Genomic DNA, 19,707 nt, shown 5'->3' on the forward strand with positions numbered 1-19,707 from the left:
GCGGTAGAACGTCGGCTCGGACACACCCATCTTCCGGCAGACCTCGTCCACCGTCGCGCCGTTCTCCGCCTGCCGAAGGGCAAAGGCGATCTGTTCGTTCGTGAAGCGTTTGCGAGGCATGGCATCCTCCCTCCTTCAGGGTTCAGGATGCCCGAAAAACTTGCGCTAAGCGCGGACCAGTTTGCTGGGTCAGGGTCACCGGGCTCCAGGCCCCCCTTTTCCGCCCGATGCCGAGCGGTGGGCCTTCACGTGCGTGGCATCGAGCATCAACTCGTCTGGAACAGACCTGCGGCTGCGATCTTGGCAAACAGCCGCTGCCAGATCCCGCGCTGCGACCACCTGTTGTAGCGGTTGTAGATCGTCGTGTGGGGCCCGTAGGCGGAGGGCGTATCCTGCCAGCGGCAGCCGACCTTCAGGACGTGCAGGATGCCGCTGATCACCCGCCGGTCGTCGACCCGAGGCTTGCCGGGTTGGCCGTGCGGCAGGTGCGGCTTGATCCGCGTCCAGGCTTCATCCGAGAGCCAGAACAACCGTGCCATCGCAATCCTCCTGCGCTGGAAACCTCAAACTCATGAAGAAAACGCAAGCGAGCGCAGATGGTTGTATGAGTTCCCTACCTAGTCGCTCCCACACTCGCAGCACATGTGCTGCGGCGCCTAGCCCCCATCCGCCTTCGCCACCTGGCGTCCATGGTTCTGCGCGATGTCGAGGAAAGTGCGACGCGCCCCGTCAGGAGCGCGCCGCAAGTTGGCTCGCGGTCTCCACGACGAGCCGGCCTCCTTGGCAAGGCCTGGGCCATACAATCGAACCGTGCAAGCAGGGTCGATAAATCGAAGGGTATGTTTTACGCTTACGTTTTTTCAAAAGAAATAACCGCTGACGACGGTGTTACAAAGAAATCCAGTCTGAATAGTATCAGATCTGTACCATCCGTTACTTCCATTCGCCACTCTTGGCCAAGGCTTTCTAGCCTTGCCCCTTCTTCTAGGAGCACACCGGCATACCGGATAGCCTCACGGCGAGCGAAAATTAAGTCTGGCAGCTCGACACCCTTTTTGTCGAGCAGGACGACGCCGTCATAGACGTTGAAATGGTAGCGAGGCATGCGTTTTCCCGGCCGTCGCAAGGCGGGAGCCATGGCTCCCAATCATGGTCATGCCTGAGTCAGGGACCGCGACTACCGTCAGCTGTGCCATACAGCGGCGGGCAGTGATTACATATGGATCAGGTTTCCCGACCCCCGAAAAATATGCCGCACTGTATGGGCGAACGGTATAGTCGCCAAAAGAAAGCCCCACCCGGCGACTGCCGGCGGGGCTAAGGTAAATGGACGCTCGGTGCGTTACGCCGGCGACTGTTTTCAGGATAGCGATTCTGATTGCAATATAAAACCTGTGAAGTAACGGCTTGATACTATTTTTGCCAAGGCGTGTGCTGATGCGCGGAAAGGGCCGTTCAAAAGCTCACAAGCCACCAGAGAGGTTAGGCTTGAAAAAAATGCTGCTTATCTAAGCGAAGTTTTGTTTTCTTAGGATTGTGTTTTAAGATAGGCGATGACGTCACTGATTTTCTTGTCGTCTGAGAAGCCTTGAAAAATCATCTTGTTGCCTGGAACTTTGGACTTCGGATTTTTCAGCCATTCGTGGAGCGTGGCCTCGTCCCAGGTGAGGCCGGAGTTCTTCAGAGCGGCGGAATAGTTGTAACCCGCGTAGGTGCCGGCCTTGCGTCCGACGACACCCTTCAGGTCCGGGCCCACGCCATTCTTCTGGAAGTTGTGGCAGGCCTTGCAGGGCGCGAATGCCTTCTCGCCAGCCGCAGCATCGCCGACTTCTTGGGCTTGGGCAGAGAGCGGGATCAGAACGGCAAGAACGGCGCCGAGAACGATAGAACGCATGAATTTCCTCATAGGCCAAGCGTGGGTGATGGCGATGCGAAGCTTGGCGCAGTGAGGCATAGACGTCCGCTGAAGAGGCTTAATCCAGCCGCTCCTTCAATTGCGGCTAAGGCAGCCGAAGTTGGGACCCATTCCGCCCGCCGCATCTGAGCGCCGCTACGCAGAAGGCCATGCCGTGCCCTCAGTCGGGGCCATCGTCTGGCCGCGGCTCAGCGCTCCGTCCTCGAACAGATTGCCGGAGGCCGAGGTCCTGACGTTGGTATCTAGCCCTGCTTCTGAACGAGGACGTTGACGCTGCCATTCGCCTCGACCTTCGTGCCGCCCACGATACCGGCACGGCCGGCGGAGATCCGCATGCGCGACGGCGCCCGTGCCCTCTCAATGATGCGGTGGGGCATGCCGTCGCCCGCCTTCGCCTTGAAGGGCAAGAAGGTCGATCCCGGTGTCACGAACGTGTGCAACATCGCCTCGCCGCACTGGCGCCGCTGGCTGTCGCCGGAGCATCGCTGCCTTGTGCCGTTCACGAGCTTCTCGGGAGAACGAGAAGGCCGCGGACGGCTCGCACCCGCCGGTGTGGTTCGCTCTGACAGAGGATCGGCCGCTCACTTGCTTCGCGGGCATCCTGGACGAGGGCTGGCAGAGCGTGCGGAAAGTGAAGGACGGCGAGACGACTGACGACCTCTATGCCTTCCTGACCACAGAGCCGACGTGGAGGTCGGCGCCGTGCACCCGAAGGCGATGCCGGTGATCCTCACGAAGCCGGAGGAGTGGGCAACGTGGCTGTCAGCGCCCTGGCCGGAGGCGAAGGATCTCCAGCAGCCTTTGGCCGATGATGCCCTGGTCGGAGTAGCCCGTGGCGCTCGCCGGGATGGGCGAGCTGATGATATGGATTAGTGGCGCCACCCCGTGATGATCGAACGGCGGGCGTGTCAGCCTTCTTCGCACTCCGATTTACGCGACACCCGCCTCGCTGCGCGCCGTTCCTTGAGCAGAGCTTTGAAGTCGATCGCCTCGTACTTGGCGGACATCGAAATGCGACTGCGGCCCGTCGTGATCTCGGACGGCCAGTCTACCCGCCGCTGGCTATCTCGGAACCGGACGAGATCCTCGGGGCTGAACCGTCTGCGGACTCGCTTAAGGCCCAACCCGACCGCGATGTAGGCGATGTCACCTCGGGCCACGTGGTTATCGGAGGTCCGCCGGCTGATCCGCAGCAGATTGGCCGCCTCGTCGGCTGTGAGGAGGTCGATTGCGGGCATAGGGCCCTCCCAAAGCGGGCATCGTGAAAGCTGCTTCTCAAGGGATAACTGCCGATGCAGCTACCTCACGCCCGCCCTCATCGGACAGCCACGCTGATTCAGCGGGGCTGGAAGCCTTGAGCACTCATTGACAGCAACCTGCGGTAGTACGCAGGAATTATCTATGTTGAAAAAACTCCCTCATGGCGCGGCCACCTTTCGCGGTCGCGGATTGGCGTTCGTTCACGGCTCCCACCTCGTAATGAAGGTTTGCCCAGAGTGTTCTCAACGGAACGCCCCAAAGGCTGCCGACACGGGCGTGTGTGGGTGGTGCGCCTACGTCCCCTTCTATGAAGATGTGGAGCCCGTCGTCGAACTCGAAGTTGCAGCTTAGAACTGGCCGGGCCGGCGGCGAGCTACGGTTGCTGCTTGGCCTAGACGGCTCAGCCCTTGAGCTGCTTGTTGCACACCGAGTAGTAGCCGCCACCCTTTTGAATCCACTTCGCATCGCCGAGCGTGCCAGCAGCCTTAGCGGCGTTGTAGCTGTCCAGGCAGGTATGCATCCGGGCCTTGCCCGCTGATTCCTTGGCGTACTTCGGATCGATCGCTCGGGGGTACGCAGCAGATCCCGGAGATGGCGCCGGCGCGGCCCGAGAAGCGGACGTTGTCGGCGCTGGGGCGGGTGCCGCGGTCTTGGTGGCGCCCTGTGCGACGGGGTTCGGCACGGTGTTCGTCGCCGCATCCGGAGCTGCGCCGCACTCGGCCTTGCGGAAGTCGTTCCACTTCTGCCCGTTGAGAGTCCCGGCCTGCTTCGCCGCCTGATACTTCACAGAGCAGTCCTTAAGGGACAGGGCCGCGGCGGGCGTGGCGAGCATGCCGGCGCCAAGGGAGAGAAGTGCAGCGGCAAGGATGGTGCGAGACATGACTGATGATCTCCGGGAAGCTCTGTCGAGCCGCATAGTCACGCTACAGCTAACGAGATTCCTCCGAAAGGCGCTCGGCTTCACGATGTCTTTGGCTTTTGCCATGGCTCTGCCCGCCCATGCCGCCGACATGGTCGATTTCCTGGGCACCTGGGAGCAGGCCACCACAAACGCCGACGCCTACCTGGACTGCGAGGGCACCGGCAAGATGATCGCGGGTATCGGCGGCAGCTAATCGGCTCCGCTGCGTCTTCCGTATCGATGGCCCGGAATGCGCGGTGACCCCGGCGATGCCGCCCCGCACCTACCCGGCAGCGACGCGGATCTGAGTGGAGGCCGGATCGAGAGCAGGATCGCGCAGGGGCACGGCTTCACTTCGCGAGGTTAGAATCTTAGTCTAGACGCTGGAACTTGTAGCATAAAACTCCAGTGTTCTAGCTTGGGACGTAAGTAATTATTTTCAGCGTCCTATATAAATAAATCTGCAGCTCGGCGGGTGGATCGAATTAAAACAATTACAAAATACTCACGGAATATTTCTATCGTGGTGGTTCTGTGTATGCTGTGCCATCCGGAACAGCATGAGTGCGTCGTCCTTGAACAGACACAAGCACCAGGAAAGGGTGGCGCTCGCGTCGCGCCGGGCCGACGCGGCGTCAAAGACGGCGCCCGGGGCTTTGGCATTCACCCAGTGGCATCATTCGGCCTATGTCTCGATCGCGCGGCGCATACTCGCGTGCCGCGAGCAGGCGGAAGACGTCGTGCAGGACGTGATGCTGCGCCTCGCGGCCGCGCCGCCCTCGGACGAGGTCCGATCGACGGCCTATGTCGGGCGCATGGTCCGCAACCTCGCCATCGATCAAGCGCGGCGGCGCACGCTCGAACGGCGGCTGTTCGCCCATCTCGACGAGGCCGTCGACCCCGCCGACCCTGTGGCCGGGACGCCGGAGGATGCGACGGCTGCACGGGAGGCTCTGCAGCGGGTCACTGCGGCGATGGCGCAGCTGCCGGAGCCGGTCGGCACCGCCTTCCGCCTGCATCGGGTCGACGGCGTGCCGCAGAACGTGATCGCTGCGCGGATGGGCGTCTCACGCGCTCTGGTGTGCGGCCTCGTGCGCCGGGGGCATCTCCACTGCCTCGCTGCCCTCGACCTGCGCTGCGCCGCCTGCCCTGCGAGTGCCCGCACCGGACAGCCACGCCAGCATCAGCGCGAGGCCGAGACCGTCGGCGAAGAACTCGGCCAAGATCCGACTCGCCAGCACGCCGTCATACCCGAACAGCCGCGGCAGGATCAGAAGCGGCGGGATCAGCGCCAGCCCCTGCGCAGCCAGAGAGACGGCCGCGGCCCGGCGCGGGGCGCCGATCGCCTGGAACAGGGTCGCGGCGGTGAGCTGTAGTCCCACCGGGGCGAACGCCACCGCGAAGGCGGCCGTGGCGCGCGCGCCTTCCCGGGCCGTCTCAGCATCCTGCGCGAACAGGGTGGTCAGGGGCTCGGCGAGGGAGAACATCAACCCGCCCACCACCACCCCGTAGGCCAGGGAGGCGGCGGTCACGAAACGGAAGGTCTGGTCCAGGCGGTCGTCGCGGCCGGCGCCGGCGGCATGACCCAGGACGGTCTGGGCGCCGGCCATCATGCCGAGGAGCGGCAGGGCCGCCACCAGGACGAGGCGCAGGGCGAGCCCCTGGGCCGCCACCGCGGCTTCGCCGTAGGGGGCGGCCGCCTCGACGAACAGGGCCATCGCGAAGGCGGCGAGCAGGCTTGATCCGGTGGCCGGCACCGCGAGCCGCAGCGCCTCGGGAAGCAGGCCCGGCCGGATCCGCCCGCCGCCGGGCCGCCGGAACCGGATCCGGTCCGGGCCCCGGGCCAGGGCGAAGTGCAGGCCGTAGGCGGCGGCCCCGGCGGCCTGCGCGCCGATCGCCGCCCAGCCGGCGCCCGCGGTGCCGAGGCCGCAGAGCCGGATCAGGACCCAGTCGAGCAGGATGTTGAGGCCGAAACTGCCGATCATGATCGCGCCGCTGAGGCGGGCATGCCCCTGGGCGCGGACCACGAAGCCGCCGACGATCATCACCAGCATCAGCGCGGTACCGAGGGTCGCCAGCGCTGTGTAGGGGGCCGCGGTTGCGGCCAGCCCGGCATCGGCGCCGAGGAACCCGAGCCAGAACGGCGTGTCGACCAGGATCGCGGCCGTGACCACCCCGCCCGCCGGTAGGCAAAGCCAGAAGCCCAGGGAGGCGGCCTCGTCGGCGTGGTCGCGGTCGCCGGCGCCGAGGGCTCGGGCGACTTGCGAGGCTGCCGCGATCCCGGCCCCGTAGCCCAGCGCCGCCACGAGCAGCGTCACGGGATACGCGATGGCGATAGTGGCGATCGCCGCCGCGCCGAGATCGGCCACGAACCAAGCGTTCACCAGCATCTGCAGCGCATGGGCCGAGATGCCGAGGATCGCCGGCCCGGACAGACGCACGACCAGGGCGATCACCTGGTCGCCGTCGAGATCCACCGGCCCGCGGCGGGGCCGCCCCTCCATGCGCATCACGGCTTGGCCGCGGCGGTCCGGATCGCCGCGCGGGCCGCCCGCTCTTCCGCCAGGATCGTCTGCGCGATGGCGCCCGCCCGCACCGGCAGGATGGACAGCAGCGTCTCGGTCAGCCCGTGGGTCGGCTCACTGAAGCCCTGCAGATGCAGGCTGACCCGCGGTTCGGCGGGGTCCAGCGGCAGGCGGTAGTGCCGGTCGGCGGTCTCGCCGGCCATGAACGGGCGGAGCGGGTCGAGGACCGCCGGGACCGCGGCGCGCGCGTAGCCGGTGGCGCAGATCACGGCCGCGTAGATCTGGCGCTCCTCGGTCCCGGCGACGTCGTCGCGCATCAGCGCGGACAGGCCCTCCGGGCCGGCCTCCAGGGCCAGCACCTGGGTGCTGCGCCGCAGCCGGTAGCGGGTCACGCCGCTGACCTCCTGCTCGTACAGCGTGGCATAGAAGGCCTGGATCAGGTCCGCGTCGACGACCGCGTAGTTGGTGGCGCGGTGGGCCGCGATCAGCTCCGCCCGCACCGGTGCCGGGGCGTCGTGAATGCGGTCGACGGCAGCTGGATCGAAAATCTCGTTGACGAACGGGCTGTCGTCGGCGGGCTTCAGGGCGGGCCCGCGGATCGCGAGGTCGATCAGCGCGCGGGGGTAGCGCTCGCCCAGGTCGGTGGCGATCTCCACGGCGCTCTGGCCGCCGCCTACCACCAGGATGCGGGGCTGGGGGCCGTCGAGCCGCGGCTGCCCGAGGGCGCCGGTGATCCCCGGCAGGTACCAGGAGGAATGGATCAGCCGCGCGTCATCTACCAGCGGCGCGAAGGGCGACGGGATCGCCGAGCCGCCGCCCCCCGCTACGACCAGATGGCGGCAGCGGCGCAGGCGGCGCACGCCCGCCCCGTCCCGGGCCTCGACTATGAATGCGGCGAGCCGGCCCTCCCGGGTCTCCGGCCGGACGGCGTCCACGGTCTCGCCATACGCGACCAAGTCGGCGAAGTGCTCGGCCGCCCAGGCGAGGTAGTCGTTGTACTCAATCCGCGACGGGTTGAACGTCTTCAGGTTGAGGAAGGTGTTAAGCCGCCCCTTCACGTGCAGATAGTTGATGAAGCTGAACGGGCTCGTCGGGTCGCGCAGGGACACGAGGTCCTTGACGAAGCTGATCTGCATGTCGGCCCGAGGCAGCATCATCGCCCGGTGCCAGCCGAAGCGCTCCTGCCGCTCGAGGAAGCGGAAGCTCGGGCGCATCTTGTTGCCGACCATCGCGTCCCGGAGGGCGATGGCGAGGGACAGGTTGGCTGGGCCGAAGCCGATGCCAATGATGTCGTCGGTCGCGGGGTGATCCGTCATCGCGCGTCTCTCGTCAGGTCGTGGGAAGGCGATCAGGCGGCTGGCACCGCCGGGGGGCGCGGTGCAGCGTCTGCGACGGCGGCACCCGGCACCCAGAGTCGGTCGCGGACGAAATGCTCGCGCGACAGGCTGACCAGGGCGGCGCGCTTGTGCGGGAAATCGATCGTGGCGATCGTGGCGAAGCCCGAGCCGTGCAGGTTGCGGATCTGCTGGGCGTGGTCGGCCCGAGGCTCGCCGACGATGCGCTGCGTGCGCGGCTCGTCGAGGAACAGATAGTGCATCAGCGAGGGCAGCCAGGCCGAGAGGTACGGGCGCCCGCGGATAGCGGCATCGCCGATCGCCACGTGCCAGCCGCGGTCGTAGGGGCCGGCTTCGTAGAGGGGGCCGACGCGGCTCTCCCGGGCCCAGTACAGTTCGAAATAACCGAACGGCGCGTCGTCTAGGCAGCCGAGCAGCGGCAGGCTGGCCGGATCGGCCTGCAGCCGGGCGATATAGGCCTGGTGCTCCGTCAGCGTGCCGCGCTCCTGCCAGACCTCGGCGACTCGGGGATCATTCATCCAGGCCGAGAACAGCGCGACATCCCCGGTCTCCGTCATCGTGCGGAAGCTCAGGCGGCGGCCGAGCCACGGGATGTCCCGGGTGTAGACCGTGCCAGCCAGCGTCCCAGGCCGCAGCGGATGCCGGCGTCCGTCCGTCACCGTGACCAGTTCGGGAAAAGGCGGTCGGGAATCGGGCAGCCAGCGGGCGGCGCATTGCCAGAGCAGGCCGGGCAGGATCTCGACCCCGGTTCCGATCTGCCGTGCGGCTCCGAGGGCGAGTAGCCGCGCAGCGGTGTGGGGACCGGCCTCGACGCCGATGCGCAGGACCCGCGTATCCTCGGCCGTCAGCGCCTCGGCCCGGGCCAGGATCGCCTCCGCGGCGATCTGCGGTGGGGCCGGATGGACGAGCCGGATCACCGGCGCCTCTGGGCTCCCGTCTAGGCCGAGCCGCACCGCCCGAGACTCGTTGCTCGCCTCGTCCCTCAAAATGTCCGTCATCCGCCCTCCGCGTGTCGCCAGCACCTCCCTGACGGTTGGTCCCGGCCGCGGTTCAGCATTTTTTTGCCGCCCTGCGGGCGCTCCGCCGTGAACCGTGCCCGGCGTCAACCGTCAGATGTGTCGAGGCCCGAGGGGCGCAGGAGCGAGCGGATGGACATGCAAGCCGGCGGGGATTTGACAGAGGATCCGAGCGCGGATTGGACCCGGGACGCGGTGGTTGTGGCGCGCGACACAGCCGGGCACGCCGCCTTCTGGCCAGCCGGACGCGAACTCCCCGCCGGCTGGACCCAGGCGCACGGCCCCTGCGGGATCGAGGCGGCGCGGGCCTGGATCGAGGAGCCGGCCAACGCTCTGGACCCGGCACCAGCCTCCGCGCCCGACGCCGATCCAGAGAGCGTCCCGGCGCGCCTCGCAAGCCTCGCCGCAGCGGATCCCGAAAAGCCGGCCGTACTGTTCGGCGGAGAGACGCTCACCCGGGGCGACCTCGATGCCCGCGCCGCCGCCGTGGCGGCCGGGCTCGCCGCCCGCGGGATCGGCCGGGGGGAGCGGGTGGCGGTGGCGCTGGAGCGCTCCCCGGAGATCATCGTCGCGCTGCTCGGAGTTTTCCGAGCCCGGGCCGCCTTCCTGCCGCTCGATCCCGAATACCCGGCCGCCCGCATCCACATGATGCTGGAGGATGCCGGCATCACGCAGTGCATCACTACGCCGGAGATCGCCGCCCGGCTCGACCTGCCCGCGGGGATCGCCCGGCTCGATCCCGCCGCCCTGGCTGCGCCGGGCGAGCCCGTGCTCCAGATGCCAGAGCCCGATGACCCGGCCTACCTGATCTACACCTCGGGTTCGACCGGTCGGCCGAAAGGCGTCCTGGTCGAGCACGGCCCGCTGGCCATGCATTGCCGCACCACCGCGGACGCCTACGAGATGGACGCGGCGTCCCGCGAGCTGCACTTCCTGTCCTTCGCGTTCGACGGGGCGCACGAGCGCTGGATGACCCCGCTGGTCGCGGGCGGTTGCATCGTGCTGCGCGGCCCGGAACTGTGGACCGCGGCCGAGACCCTGGCGCAGATCCGCCGCCACCGGGTCACGCATGCCGGCTTCCCGACGAGCTATATCGGCCAACTCGCCGACTGGGCTGAGCGCCTGGGCGAGGCGCCGGAAGTGCAGGTCTATTCCTTCGGCGGCGAGGCGATGGCCCGCGAGACCTTCGCGCGGCTCGGCCGCATCTTGAAGCCGCGGCTGCTGATCAACGGCTACGGGCCGACCGAATGCGTGATCTCGCCGCTGATCTGGAAGGTGCCGCCGGGCACGACCTTCGAAGAGCCCTACGCGCCGGTCGGCAGCTCGGTGGGTGCGCGGGCGGCCTACGTGCTGGGGCCCGATCTCGAGCCGATGGCGCCGGGTGAGACCGGCGAGCTCTATATCGGCGGCGGCCTCGCCCGGGGCTACTGGCGCCGGCCCGCCCTGACGGCCGAGCGCTTCCTGCCCGACCCGTTCGCCCCGCAGGGCGGCCGGATGTACCGCACCGGCGACCGGGTCCGGCAGAGGCCCGACGGCAGCCTCGCCTTCGCCGGGCGGGCGGACGATCAGGTCAAGATCCGCGGCCACCGGGTCGAGATCGGCGAGGTCGAGGCGGCTCTGCGGGCGCTGCCCGAGGTGGCCGACGCCGTGGTCCTGCGCTGGGAAGCCCCCGCGGGCGTGTATCTCGCCGGCTACGTCGTCCCGGCCAGCGGACGTCGCCCGGAGGCCGGACGCCTGCGCGCCGCCCTGGCCCGCCGGCTTCCGGAACCGATGGTCCCGGCGAGCCTGACGCTACTCGACCGGCTGCCGGTGAACGCCAACGGCAAGCTCGACCGCAATGCCCTACCGGACCCGGCCGGGGATGACCGGCGAGGGCGCCCGCCCGGTAGCGCCACGGAGCGGCGGCTCGCCGGGATCTGGTCCGAGGTGCTGGGCTTCCCGGTTCAGGTCGCGGATCGGCGCTTCTTCGCGCTCGGGGGTGATTCCCTGTCGGCCCTGCGGCTGGTGGCGCGCCTGCGCCTGATCGCGCCCCGGGGCGGGATCGGGGTTGCGGATCTCCTGCGCGATCCGACTATCGCGGATCTGGCCGCCCGGATCGACGCGGAGGCGGAGGCCGCCGACGAGGGTCTCGCGCCGACGGTCCGGCTCTCGGCCGGTGGCGGGTCCGAGCGGCCACTCCTGGTGCTGTTCCCGGGCCTCCTGGTCAGCACCCGGGAATACGAGCCGCTGGTCGCCCATCTCGGGCCCGGGCAGGAGGCGCACGGCATCCTGTGCGCTTCCCTGGTCGAGGCCGTGCGACCGCTGCCGGAGATCGCCGAGCTCGCCGCCGCCTATGCTGAGCGGGTGCGGGGCCTGATGCGCGGCCGGCCGCGCGGCTGCGCGTTCCTGGGCTGGTCCTGGGGCGGGGTGCTCGCCTACGAGACCGCCCGGCTGCTCGGGCCAGGATTTCCCCTGGAGTTCGTCGGCATGCTCGACGCCTGCGGGCTAGAGCCGAATTTCGCCAGCGGCGCCGGCCGTCCGATCGAGGCCGAGGAGCGGGCCGCGCACGAGTCGATGGTGACCGGCTGGCTTGAGCGCTCTCCGATGCGCGCCCAGTGGGAGGGCCTGCGGGAGCGCATGGACCCGGAGGCGGCGGTGCAGTTCCTGCGCTTCCTGGCCGCCGATCCACAGCCGCTGCCCACCGACGGCCCCGAGGTCGGTAGCCGGGAGCGGATTCTGTGGACGCTGGTCGATCACGCGATCCAGTTCCGGGCACTGCGTCTCGTCCCTGGTTCGGTGCCGATCCGCAGCTTCGTGGCCGCGCAATCCCGCGCCCGCGGCCTGCCGGTGATCGACTGGCAGCCCCTCACGACCCGGCTCCTATCCGTGGAGACCGTGCCGGAGACCGATCATCTCGACATCGTGCTGTCGCCGCACCTGCACGCCCGGATCGCCGCGCTGACAGCGCCGCGCCAGGCCTGGAGCGCAGCCTGAGCATGGGCGCGCACACCTTCGAAGAACTGCGGGACGCGCATCTGACCGCGCTCACCGGCTCCCTGATCGACGGCGTCGAGCACGGTCCGGGCGGGGCCATCTATGTCTGGTCGCGCGCGATCCCGGATCCAACCCTGAACTTCGCCTGCGGGGTCTGCCGGCCCGACCAGTTCAGCTGGGCCGGGGCAATGGCCCCTGGACGCGCCAGGGCCCCCGCCTTCCTCGCCCGGGACGCGGCCGAGGCCGCGGCCCTGCGGACGCTGTTCGAGCCGGCCGCCGCTTATCCGGCGAGCTGGATGGTGGCGCGGCTGACCCCGTCGCAGCCCGCCCCAGACCAAGTCGTCCGCGCCCATGCCACACTCGCACCGCCGCCGGATTTCGAGCAGGTCTTCGCCCATCTGTCGGACGACCCGGCCGTGAAAGCGCATCTGCGCCGGTTCTACCTGCCGGCTCTGCGGGCGGCGCGGTCTCGGCCGGGGCTGGTGCCGGTCCACCTCGTCCTGCAGGACGCGAGCGGTCCAGCGGCCTGCGCAAGTCTCTACCTGCGCGGCGGCCTAGCGGGGCTGTACAACGTCAGCACCCGGGCCGACCGGCAGCGTCGGGGGCTTGGCAGCGCCGTGACGGTTGCTGCTCTGCGCGAGGCGCAGGCGCGCGGGGCGCGCTGGGCTTTCCTGCAATGCCCGGCCGGCGGCGGCATCGAGGCGCTCTACGCGCAGGCCGGGTTCAGGACGGTCTACGCGCCGGAACTACTCTGTATGAGCGAGCCGTAGCATGTGCTTGCGCGAATCCACGACATAGGAGGTATCCTGGCTGCTAACATCTCCGTTAGTTGGGCCGGCGCCAGGATTTGGGTGCGGTCTCCGCCCTGATCGCTCTCCGGGTCGGCATCATCGCCGACCGGTCGCTCCCTCGGGATCCATCGAGCTGACACAGCGATCCGGTCAAAATACTCTGATCCCCTCCCATCCCGGCCTGCTCGGGCCAGCGCGGCGGAGTGCTTTTTTGTATCCGCGGCAGCGATACAATGCCCATGGATCCGGCTCCGCCACCCCTCGGGGATCAGATCTGGGAAAGCCCGCTCGGGGCCCACCGGAGCGGGCTTTTTCGTGCCCGAATCCCGGGCTGGGATTGGCAGCTTTGAAGACGCAGCATGCCCCGGTAACCGCCCGGTCTCATCCTGTCCCCGAGCCGCGTTGCGTATCGGCTCGACCGCTGGTGAGATCGGCCGGGCGCCCGCCCCGTGAGCAGATCGGGGCGGGGCCGAGCGGATCATTCTATGCGGGAAGGCTACTCCGATTTCCGGTGTCCGCGCCCGTGCTGCTCCTTTTCGGCACCGGCCGCAGCCGCAGCCTCCTTCTCAGCCTTGCCCACTGTCGCCGAGCTCGTGGCCGCGTCGCTGGTCCCGCCTGCCGGTGCATTCGATGCCGCCGACTTGGGATGCCCCTTGCCCTCGGTCGTCGACTCCGCTTTCCCACCTTCGAGAACCTCAGGGTGGCCTGCGTCGGCCTTTGCGCTCCCGGCCTCTTGGACCTCGGCAGCCTTCTGTTCCTTGGCGCTCATCGTGCTGTGGCGCTGGCCATCGCCGTGCTGTCCCTTGGCTGGGTTCGACATCGCGCTCTCCTCCATCGTGGTCAGGCGGCAACTGCGTGCGCCGCTGACGGTTCGGAGGAAAAGCCAGCGTGCGACGAAAGGCCGAGCGCTCACCGTCGAGGGAGCGGCGGCGAACACCGCTAATGACATCTGCCCACCCGGCCCAGCGACTGGCCGGTTTTTCCGTTTCGGCAATCATTCGCCCGTACCGCCGGGGGCATGTCAGACCTGCCACCCGCCGTCGCCACCTGGCGCGATCAACTCGAACGCATCTCCGAGCGCGCCTCGCCCTGTCGCTACCTCACGCCGACGCAGTGGGCGACGTTCCGGGAATCGGCTATCGACTTCTGCGATCAATTAGGCGCTGACGCGGTCGCGCTCGGCTGGACGGATCGGCAGCTATTCGGAGTGCATCCTGAGCACGGCACGCTGCGGGTCGACTACTGCGGTGCGCTGATGATCGCCGGCAAGAAGGCGCAGGCCGTCGAGGCTGAGAGGGTCGTGTTCGAGCGGACCGCCGGCTACCGGAATACGCCGGGCAAGGCGTGGGGCCCGCCGATCTGGGAGTTCAAGGCGAAGGTCGGCTGACCTTCACCCGCCCTGTAGGCTCTCGGCGAAGTCGTCGGGGATCTCGCCCCACTGCCCGAGGATCGTGACGCCTTCCAGCTCGCCAGTCTCGTCGTCAGCTACCGCCTTCAGCGCCGCCGCCCCGGGCATACGGTTGGCTAGGTTTTCAGCCTTCTTCAGGGCGCCGCCCTCAGTCTGAGCGGCCTCCTGGCGGGCAGGACGCAAGCGCTTGCGGTGGATTTCGAACGGCTGCACCACGTAGCTGGTTTTCATCGCTATTGCGTCTCTCCCGTCTGCTACGCCTACTCGCAGGCCACCTTCACCAAAGTGAACGCCCGCATCAGCACGGACCGGCCTGCGGCGTCTCGCACATCGACGATCCACGCAGTCCAGTCCTGGCTGCCGCCACCCGCCATCAGGTCTATCGCTACCCGATCCGCTTGCTGTCGGACCTCGCGGCTGCTCGATAGCCATCGCCCGTTCAAATCGAACACGGCGTCGCCCCCACCCAGGCAATGGAAGCGGTAAAGCCTCCGCGGCATTGGCCTTTTCCCGACCTTTCCACACTCGCCCACTGCGATCTCGGCGGGGCCCGACACAGCCATTGAACTACGCTCACGCGCCGTGTTTGTTCATGGTGTGTTCTATTCGATATGGAGGTCGCGATGCACGCCCGGTGGTACGAACCAGCTGTGGACGCCGGAACTCGCTGAGTCTCATGCCAGCTCACCGGATCGACGAGTTGCTCGTCGGCAGTCCCGACGCCGTGCGGGTCCCGCTGATCGGGCAGGCCCTATGCGCTGGCTTCCCCAGCCCAGCCGACGACTTCCTAGAGGGCGCGCTAGAACTGCCGCGCTGGCTCGTGCCGAACCCGCCCGCCACGTTCCTATGGCGCATCTCCGGATCGTCCATGGAGGGGGCCGGGATCTACGACCGGGATCTCGCCTGCGTCGACCGCAGCCTCAAGTCGTCCCATGGTAGCATCGTCGTTGCGGCGGTCGACGGGCAGATGAGCTGCAAGCGCCTGGTGATCGACGGCAACGTCGCCCGATTGGCGTTCTGCAATCCAGCCTTGCCAGCCTTCGCGGTCGACGAACTCGGCGAGGGCGTGATCTGGGGCGTGGTCCGCTTCTCGATCCGCTGGCACGTCGCCCGCGGGCAGCTGTCGTGAGTGCGCCGGCCCCGCGCCAACGCGACCGCATCGGTGGCGGCCGCGCCGTGGCCTTGATCGACGGCAACAGCTTCTACTGCTCGTGCGAGCGCGTGTTCGATCCGAAGCTCGCCCTGGTGCCGGTGATCGTCCTCTCGAACAACGACGGCTGCGCCATCGCCCGCACGGCCGAGGCCAAGGCGCTCGGTATTCGGATGGGCGAGCCGTACTTCAAGATCCGCGACCTGTGCCGGCGGCAGGGCGTGCGCGTCTTCTCGTCGAACTACACCCTCTACGGTGATATGTCGGGGCGCACCAACGCTGTGTACCGGCAGTTCAGCCCGCAGGTGGAGATCTACTCCATAGACGAGAGCTTCCTGAACCTCTCGGACGTGGCGCCGGGTCTACGGGAGGAACTCGCCCGGGATCTGCGCGCCACGGTGCGGGCCTGGACTGGCATCCCGACCTGTGTCGGCATCGGCCCGACCAAGACACTGGCGAAGCTGGCCAACCACATCGCCAAGACCGTGCACGAGCTGCAGGGTGTATGCGATCTGACTGACCCGGTCGCCTACGAGCATTGGCTCTGCCGGATCGATGTCGCCGAGGTCTGGGGTATCGGCCGGGCCTCGCTGGCGAAGCTGGAAGCGATGGGCGTAGAGAGCGTAGCGGACCTGCGCGACCTCGACTCGCAGCCGGTGCGCAAGGGCCTAACGGTAGTGGGCGAGCGCATCATCCACGAGCTGCGCGGGCTCGCCTGTCTGCCCTTGGAGATGGTGCCGGCCCGACGGAAGGGCTGCGCGGTCACGCGGTCGTTTAGCAGCCGCATCACCGAACGGGCGGTACTCGAGGAGGCGGTGGCCGCACATGCTACCCGACTGGGCGAGAAGCTGCGGCGGGAGGGGCTGGCCACCAACCACGTGTCGATCTTCTACCATACCAGCGAGCACGATCGGGATGCTCCGATGCGCTCGGTCTCCACTACCATCACCCTTCCCGAGCACACCAACGACACGCTGGCGCTGATTAAGGCAGCACGGCTCGGGGTGGCCAAGACCTGGCGCGAGCCCGGCCAGCGGTCGTGGCGGTACTCCAAGGCCGGCATCATCACCAACGACCTAGTGCCGTTGTCGCACAGCCCGCGGGCCTTGATCGACGCCATGGACCGGGAGCGGTCAGGGCCGCTCATGGCGGCGATGGACGCCTGCAACGCGCGCTGGGGCCGCGGGGCCGTAGTGCCCGCCCGCTCGGGGCTGGTGGCCAAGCGGAGGTGGAACACGAAGTTCGAGATGCGGACGCCGCGCTACACGACGCAGGTGGGCGAGCTGCCGGTGGCGCACGCCTGATGATCGCAGGTCGCATCCAGCCATGGTGTGGAAGCGCACCTGAGAGCTGAAACAACGCCACTTATGCGCGGGCTACAACCTATGGGCGGTTGTTCGCTGCACTGAAGGTGCATAGGTCGATGCTGTGGGACGGCGATGACATCGTGGTCCTGCAGCCCTCCCAAGGGCGTTTCCTCCCAAGACTTCGGGCCGCTCCTTCGGGGGTGGCCTTTTTTCTGCCCAGGCCTGATCGGGGTCGCCGAAATCACAGGTCCAAGGCGTCGTTACCCGGCCTCGGCCAACTCCTCGACACTTGAAGCCACTGTGAAGCCTTCGCGATCGAACACGCTGTAGATCACCGCCGCCGGTTTGAGGTTGAGGCTGGCGATGTGCACGGCAGCAGCCTCACTAGCGCTTGCTACCGTTTCGTAGGGATCGGGCAGTTGGTACATGCGCGTCTCTACCTCCTCATCGGTTGAAGCAGGCTCGGCGATCGTGATTTCGACCGTATAGGACATGTTTGTGCGCACCTTAGCTCGGTGAAAGACACCAAATAACCATAGAAATAGGATGATATGCAGCGGTTTTTAGATTAGCCATAGCAATCCGCCGCGTAGCATTTCTGCCTCCGTACGCTCGCCTAACTCGCTCCGTTCTGAGCGATTGCCAATAAGAAACGCACGAAGACGATAAAGCGATGCGTGTCCCCAGAATGAAAGCTGGGAGTTCGCTGAGTGCTACTCGCCCACCCTCCCGCACCTCTTCCTAACTGCAAGCCCTAGGAGCCCGTCCGAGTAACAGGTTTGCGGATCGAGATCAGGGTTGAGATCAGGGCGAGCTAGCAGCCTGCGTCATGCTCAGTGCCCGGCCTTGGCCAGCTTGAGGAGGTTGTGGGCGGTGCAGATCATCGCCCATTCGCCGCGGACCTGATCGAGGCCGCGTAGCAGGAACTGTCGGAAGCCCCCGGCCTGCTTGACCTGCCCGAACACCGGCTCGACGATCTGCTTCCTGAGGCGGTAGCGGCTCCGGCGGCCAGCCCGCTTCAGCCGCGCGGCCATCGCACGCATTAGGGGCGTCTTCGTCAGCCTTCGACGACCGGTCGCATCGCCCTCGCCGTGACGCGCCCGCCCCGGAGCGAGATAGGGGGTGATCCGCCGCTGCTTCAGCGCGGCCAGGTTCGCCTCGTTGGCAAAGCCTGCATCGCCCGAGACCTCGCACGGTTTGCGCCCGAGATGAGCGCGGACGTCATCGATGAGTGGCACGAGGGCGCGGGCGTCGGCGGCGTTTGTCACGAGGCGGGGCGCCACGATGATCTGATGCGCGGCATCGACGGCGATCTGCCTATTGTAGCCCTGTACGAGCCCGTCGCGGGTCGGCAGGATCCGGCTGTCTGGGTCAGTGAAGTTGCGCTGCGCCCGGTCCGGTCGTCCGCCGTCCTCGGCACGTAGGGGCCGACCCTGCCAGCGCATGCCCGAGGATGCACCCGGCCCGCTCTCGTCCTCGGGGTTGGGCGGATCGATCGCTTCCGCTCCCAGGGCAGCCTTGGCGGCACGGATCGTCTCCAGCCGTCGCTGCTTGTCGGCCATCCAGTCCGGCGTCTCGTCGCCCCGTCGGTTCGCGCCCTGCACCGCATCCCCGGCCGCGTCCGCCTCGCCCGCTTGCTCCAGCCAGGCGTCGACTTCGGCGGCCAGCCCCGGCTCAGCCGTCTTCATGCGTCCGTAGCTCATCGCCTTGTGGCGGGAGGCGTTGGCTTTCACCTTGGTCCCGTCCACTGCCACGTGGGCGAACTGGACCAGACCAGCCGCGCGGCACAGGCGCAGCACCTGCACGAACAGGTCCGACAGGGCCACGAGGTGGCGCTTGCGGAAGTCGGCGATGGTGCGGAAGTCCGGCCGGTTCAGCCCGGTCACCGCCATGACGTCGACCCGTTCCTCGCAGGCCCGGGCGAGCTGACGCGTCGAGTACAAGCCGCGGCTGTAGCCGTAGAGCAGCAGCGCCACCATCATCCCCGGATGGTAGGGTGGGTAGTCTCGCTCTTCGGTGTAGGTGTCGAGGATGGCCGAGAGGTCGAGCGCTTCCCGCACCGTGTCGCGAACGAAGTGCGCCACGTGCCCGGGCGGCACGAACTCGTGCAGCGAGGGCGGTAGCAACCAGCCCTGATCCACATCCCAGGAGCGAAACACCTTAGCCATGAGCCGAGTGAATCACCCTCTAACGTCGCCGTCGAGAGGATTACTTGGACGGGCTCCTAGCGCTTCGGCGAAGGCAAGTGACATTCTGGCCCCGCCTCTCCAGTCTCGACGCGGAGTTCCGGCGCGCTCGCAATCTGCACGGTGGTCGAAGGCTCGGCAGTCCACTAGGCGGCTAAACCACCTCAGCGTGACCGCATTAGCGCCCTGCCCCGAGAAGGCGCATAGGGTGTCATCTCTCCGCGCAATCCCGTGCACTGGGCCACCAACTGAAGGCCACGATGGCGCGCGAACTGACGACGGACAGGACCGCCTTGAACTTCGAGCCCGTCGATTGCGACGCGCGTCCCCGTCAGAAGGCCGATCTCGCGACACAACGCGATGAAGCCGGCACAGACGCGTCCGATGGCCGGTCCGTTCTGCCGGCGGAACTCGGCAATGGTCTTGTGATCGGGCGACAGCTGGCCTGTCAGCCACATGACCTCGACGTTGCGGCCCGCTTCACGCTCCAGACGCCGGCTCGACGGGACCCGGTTGAGATAGCCGTAGACGTAGAGTTTTAGGAGAGCGGCCGGATGGTAACCCGGTCGTCCCGTCCGTGCCGCATCGACGCCCGCGAAGCCGAGCGCGCCGAGATCCAGCGCGTCCACGAAGGCATCGACCACGCGGACCGGGTTGTCCTCGGCAATCCAGTCTTCAAGACAAGGCGGAAACAGCGTCGTCCGATCGCGCTCGGCACCGACAACAAACCGTCCCATGCCATCCTCCGGTCGATCCGGAAAAGATACCATCACCAAGGTTTTGACACAGCCAGGACCTTTTTCCGAAGTTCAGAAAGATTGCTTACCGTAAGTCTGATCCTCATCCGTGACCAATCTTGGTCGGAAGCTGTCCGGCAGATGTAGCTCGTTCGACGCAGCGAAGGAGCGGCCTGCATCAAG

Annotated in this window: 18 protein-coding genes and 4 pseudogenes; 8 read left to right on the plus strand and 14 right to left on the minus strand. The window is 67.5% G+C overall.

Annotation, left to right across the window (positions count from 1 at the left end):
• The 4 genes and pseudogenes from AO398_RS26475 to AO398_RS26485 all read right to left on the minus strand — a co-directional run.
• Window positions 1-120: transposase (locus AO398_RS26475; protein WP_152997577.1), on the minus strand; the 120-nt coding region annotated here is incomplete at its 3' end.
• 90 nt (window positions 121-210) lie between these two features.
• Window positions 211-539, minus strand: a pseudogene (locus AO398_RS26480) (IS5 family transposase); the annotation flags it as partial.
• Window positions 540-850: 311 nt separating this feature from the next.
• A complete protein-coding gene (locus AO398_RS27905; RefSeq protein WP_082643465.1) occupies window positions 851-1,105 on the minus strand; it encodes a hypothetical protein in 255 nt (84 codons plus the stop codon).
• A 423-nt stretch (window positions 1,106-1,528) separates the two neighbouring features.
• Complete coding sequence (locus AO398_RS26485; protein WP_058195198.1) at window positions 1,529-1,894, minus strand: cytochrome c family protein; 366 nt, start codon at window positions 1,892-1,894, stop codon at window positions 1,529-1,531.
• 348 nt (window positions 1,895-2,242) lie between these two features.
• On the opposite strand from AO398_RS26485, the pseudogene AO398_RS29580 reads away from it, so the two are divergent.
• Window positions 2,243-2,788 (plus strand): annotated as a pseudogene (locus tag AO398_RS29580) (SOS response-associated peptidase family protein); the annotation flags it as partial.
• Between the two features lie 35 nt (window positions 2,789-2,823).
• Here AO398_RS29580 and AO398_RS26495 read toward each other — a convergent pair.
• Both AO398_RS26495 and AO398_RS26500 read right to left on the minus strand, forming a co-directional pair.
• Window positions 2,824-3,153, minus strand: coding sequence for a helix-turn-helix domain-containing protein (locus AO398_RS26495; RefSeq protein WP_058195199.1), 330 nt, complete (start codon window positions 3,151-3,153; stop codon window positions 2,824-2,826).
• Between the two features lie 422 nt (window positions 3,154-3,575).
• The gene (locus AO398_RS26500; protein WP_058195201.1) at window positions 3,576-4,055 is read right to left on the minus strand and encodes a hypothetical protein; all 480 of its coding nucleotides are present in this window, start codon (window positions 4,053-4,055) and stop codon (window positions 3,576-3,578) included.
• Here AO398_RS26500 and AO398_RS28665 point away from each other — a divergent pair.
• Both AO398_RS28665 and AO398_RS29590 read left to right on the plus strand, forming a co-directional pair.
• On the plus strand, window positions 4,054-4,290 hold the full coding sequence (locus AO398_RS28665) for a hypothetical protein (RefSeq protein WP_152997670.1): 237 nt from the start codon (window positions 4,054-4,056) through the stop codon (window positions 4,288-4,290). The genes AO398_RS26500 and AO398_RS28665 overlap by 2 nt on opposite strands.
• Window positions 4,291-4,636: 346 nt before the next feature.
• Window positions 4,637-5,119: pseudogene (locus tag AO398_RS29590) on the plus strand (sigma-70 family RNA polymerase sigma factor); the annotation flags it as partial.
• 24 nt (window positions 5,120-5,143) lie between these two features.
• Here the strand turns inward: AO398_RS29590 and AO398_RS29595 are convergent.
• The 3 genes from AO398_RS29595 to AO398_RS26520 are packed head-to-tail and all read right to left on the minus strand — an operon-like array spanning window position 5,144 to window position 8,954.
• Window positions 5,144-6,580, minus strand: coding sequence for an MATE family efflux transporter (locus tag AO398_RS29595; protein WP_160329363.1), 1,437 nt, complete (start codon window positions 6,578-6,580; stop codon window positions 5,144-5,146).
• A 5-nt stretch (window positions 6,581-6,585) separates the two neighbouring features.
• Entirely contained in the window at window positions 6,586-7,917 is a 1,332-nt protein-coding gene (locus AO398_RS26515; RefSeq protein ID WP_058195205.1) for a SidA/IucD/PvdA family monooxygenase, read from the minus strand.
• Window positions 7,918-7,949: 32 nt separating this feature from the next.
• A complete protein-coding gene (locus AO398_RS26520) occupies window positions 7,950-8,954 on the minus strand; it encodes a GNAT family N-acetyltransferase (protein ID WP_058195207.1) in 1,005 nt (334 codons plus the stop codon).
• A gap of 150 nt (window positions 8,955-9,104) precedes the next feature.
• Between AO398_RS26520 and AO398_RS26525 the strand changes: the two genes are divergently transcribed.
• Window positions 9,105-11,945, plus strand: a complete 2,841-nt coding sequence (locus AO398_RS26525; RefSeq protein ID WP_058195209.1) for an amino acid adenylation domain-containing protein — start codon at window positions 9,105-9,107, stop codon at window positions 11,943-11,945.
• A 2-nt stretch (window positions 11,946-11,947) separates the two neighbouring features.
• The gene (locus tag AO398_RS26530; RefSeq protein ID WP_058195210.1) at window positions 11,948-12,715 is read left to right on the plus strand and encodes a GNAT family N-acetyltransferase; all 768 of its coding nucleotides are present in this window, start codon (window positions 11,948-11,950) and stop codon (window positions 12,713-12,715) included.
• Between the two features lie 517 nt (window positions 12,716-13,232).
• Here the strand turns inward: AO398_RS26530 and AO398_RS26535 are convergent.
• Window positions 13,233-13,556, minus strand: coding sequence for a hypothetical protein (locus AO398_RS26535; protein WP_058195387.1), 324 nt, complete (start codon window positions 13,554-13,556; stop codon window positions 13,233-13,235).
• Window positions 13,557-13,754: 198 nt separating this feature from the next.
• On the opposite strand from AO398_RS26535, the gene AO398_RS26540 reads away from it, so the two are divergent.
• Window positions 13,755-14,123 carry a hypothetical protein gene (locus AO398_RS26540; protein ID WP_058195212.1) on the plus strand — a complete coding sequence of 123 codons (369 nt, stop codon included), beginning with the start codon at window positions 13,755-13,757 and terminating at the stop codon, window positions 14,121-14,123.
• A 3-nt stretch (window positions 14,124-14,126) separates the two neighbouring features.
• On the opposite strand, the gene AO398_RS26545 is transcribed toward AO398_RS26540, so the two are convergent.
• On the minus strand, window positions 14,127-14,381 hold the full coding sequence (locus AO398_RS26545) for a hypothetical protein (protein WP_058195388.1): 255 nt from the start codon (window positions 14,379-14,381) through the stop codon (window positions 14,127-14,129).
• A 439-nt stretch (window positions 14,382-14,820) separates the two neighbouring features.
• On the opposite strand from AO398_RS26545, the gene umuD reads away from it, so the two are divergent.
• Both umuD and AO398_RS26560 read left to right on the plus strand, forming a co-directional pair.
• Window positions 14,821-15,273, plus strand: a complete 453-nt coding sequence (umuD, locus tag AO398_RS26555; RefSeq protein WP_058195214.1) for a translesion error-prone DNA polymerase V autoproteolytic subunit — start codon at window positions 14,821-14,823, stop codon at window positions 15,271-15,273.
• Window positions 15,270-16,598, plus strand: a complete 1,329-nt coding sequence (locus AO398_RS26560; protein ID WP_058195216.1) for a Y-family DNA polymerase — start codon at window positions 15,270-15,272, stop codon at window positions 16,596-16,598. The genes umuD and AO398_RS26560 overlap by 4 nt, the downstream gene beginning before the upstream one ends.
• Window positions 16,599-16,861: 263 nt before the next feature.
• On the opposite strand, the gene AO398_RS26565 is transcribed toward AO398_RS26560, so the two are convergent.
• The 3 genes and pseudogenes from AO398_RS26565 to AO398_RS26575 form a co-directional block, all read right to left on the minus strand.
• Entirely contained in the window at window positions 16,862-17,095 is a 234-nt protein-coding gene (locus AO398_RS26565; RefSeq protein WP_058195218.1) for a hypothetical protein, read from the minus strand.
• Window positions 17,096-17,434: 339 nt separating this feature from the next.
• Entirely contained in the window at window positions 17,435-18,769 is a 1,335-nt protein-coding gene (locus tag AO398_RS26570) for an IS1182 family transposase (protein ID WP_058195220.1), read from the minus strand.
• Window positions 18,770-19,092: 323 nt separating this feature from the next.
• Window positions 19,093-19,524 (minus strand): annotated as a pseudogene (locus AO398_RS26575) (transposase); the annotation flags it as partial.
• Window positions 19,525-19,707: the final 183 nt, after the last annotated feature.

The sequence above is a fragment of the Methylobacterium sp. GXS13 genome, from assembly GCF_001455965.1.
Taxonomy (GTDB): Bacteria; Pseudomonadota; Alphaproteobacteria; order Rhizobiales; family Beijerinckiaceae; genus Methylobacterium.